The following is a 1,746-nucleotide window of genomic DNA, read 5'->3' on the forward strand; positions in this document are numbered from 1 at the left end:
GGCGTGGCCGCGCGCGCGGGCGCGGCGCGCGCGGCGCCGCGCGCGGGGGGGGGGCGCCCGCCGCCCCCCCCCCCCGTGTCGGGGGGCCTCAGGCGTCGAGGACCTGGCCCTCGCGCTTCACGACGGGCGGCTCGACCGACCAGGGGAAGTTGATCCACTCGTCGGTCTTCTTCCACACGTACTCGCACTTCACGAGGGAGTGGGACTTCTCGTAGATGACGGCCGAGCGGACCTCGGCGACGTGGTCGATGCAGAAGTCGTGGACCAGCTTCAGCGTCTTGCCGGTGTCGGCGACGTCGTCGGTGATCAGGACCTTCTTGTCGGAGAAGTCGATCGCGTCCGGGACGGGCGCGAGCATGACCGGCATCTCCAGGGTGGTGCCGACGCCGGTGTAGAACTCCACGTTCACGAGGTGGATGTTCTTGCAGTCCAGGGCGTAGGCGAGCCCGCCGGCCACGAACACGCCGCCGCGCGCGATCGACAGCACGATGTCGGGCTCGTACCCGTCGTCGGCGATGGTCTGGGCGAGCTCGCGGACGGCCGTCCCGAAGCCCTCGTACGTCAGGTTCTCGCGTACTTCACTCATGTCCGGCTACCGCCTCACACCTGGGTCCGATGGAAGTTCATGTACGAGCGGGAGGCCGTCGGCCCCCGCTGGCCCTGGTACCGCGAGCCGTACCGCTCGCTGCCGTACGGGAACTCGGCGGGCGAGCTCAGCCGGAACATGCACAGCTGCCCGATCTTCATCCCCGGCCAGAGCTTGATCGGGAGGGTCGCGAGGTTCGACAGCTCCAGCGTCACGTGCCCCGAGAACCCCGGGTCGATGAACCCGGCCGTCGAGTGCGTGACGAGCCCGAGCCGCCCGAGGGAACTCTTCCCCTCCAGCCGCGAGGCGATGTCGTCCGGCAGGGTGATGACCTCGTAGGTCGAGGCGAGCACGAACTCGCCCGGGTGCAGGATGAACGCCTCGTCGCCCTCCGGCTCCACCTCGCGCGTCAGATCGAGCTGCTCGATGGCGGGGTCGATGTGCGGGTAGCGGTGGTTCTCGAACACCCGGAAGAAGCGGTCGAGACGCACGTCGATGCTGGACGGCTGCACCATGGATTCGTCGTACGGGTCGATGCGCACCCGCCCGGCATCGATCTCGGCCCGGATGTCCTTGTCTGAGAGAAGCACGCCCCCACGATACGCAGAGGGCGCGGACCTCCCCAATCGGGACCGGTTCCGCGCCCACCCCGGTTCACGCAGCTCAGCGCTGCTGACCCTCCACCGGCACCGCGTGCCTCAACCGCGCACACCGCGGACACCGGATGAGCCGCCCGGGCCCGATCCGCCCGGCCCCGAGCTGCTGAAGCGGAAACGAGGCGGTACTGAACACGTGCCCTTCGGCACAGCGGACGACGGTGCGCTCCACGGAACCCATCAAGTCCCTTCCCCTACACACATGCTGGACGAGACAGCCACATTAGGGGATCAACGGGACACCCTCCACGCGGCACTCCGACCCGCGCGGGAGAGACGAACTACGCCACCCGTGGCGCATGGGGTACAGTGTGCAACGATGCGACCGGCTCATCCGGCCGCTGTGCGGATGTAGTTTAATGGTAGAACATGAGCTTCCCAAGCTTATAGCGCGGGTTCGATTCCCGTCATCCGCTCTTGTGAGAAGGGGCGGGGGAGCGGGCCCCCGGGCCGGGGCTGTCGTTGAGGTTTAGGTTATACAATACGACACCGAGCCAAAACAAA

The 1,746-nt window shown here is 67.8% G+C and carries 2 protein-coding genes and 1 tRNA gene; 1 reads left to right on the forward strand and 2 read right to left on the reverse strand.

What is annotated here, in order from left to right:
• Positions 1–88: 88 nt before the first annotated feature.
• Both ACFW1I_RS05290 and dcd read right to left on the reverse strand, forming a co-directional pair.
• Entirely contained in the window at positions 89–586 is a 498-nt protein-coding gene (locus ACFW1I_RS05290) for a phosphoribosyltransferase (RefSeq protein ID WP_351102149.1), read from the reverse strand.
• 14 nt (positions 587–600) lie between these two features.
• Positions 601–1,176: a dCTP deaminase gene (dcd, locus tag ACFW1I_RS05295; RefSeq protein WP_030495892.1), complete on the reverse strand. Its 576-nt coding sequence runs from the start codon at positions 1,174–1,176 to the stop codon at positions 601–603.
• Between the two features lie 411 nt (positions 1,177–1,587).
• Here dcd and ACFW1I_RS05300 point away from each other — a divergent pair.
• Positions 1,588–1,658, forward strand: a tRNA-Gly gene (locus ACFW1I_RS05300).
• Positions 1,659–1,746 lie beyond the last annotated feature (88 nt).

It is taken from the genome of Streptomyces sp. NPDC058955, from assembly GCF_042741435.1.
Classification (GTDB): domain Bacteria; phylum Actinomycetota; class Actinomycetes; order Streptomycetales; family Streptomycetaceae; genus Streptomyces.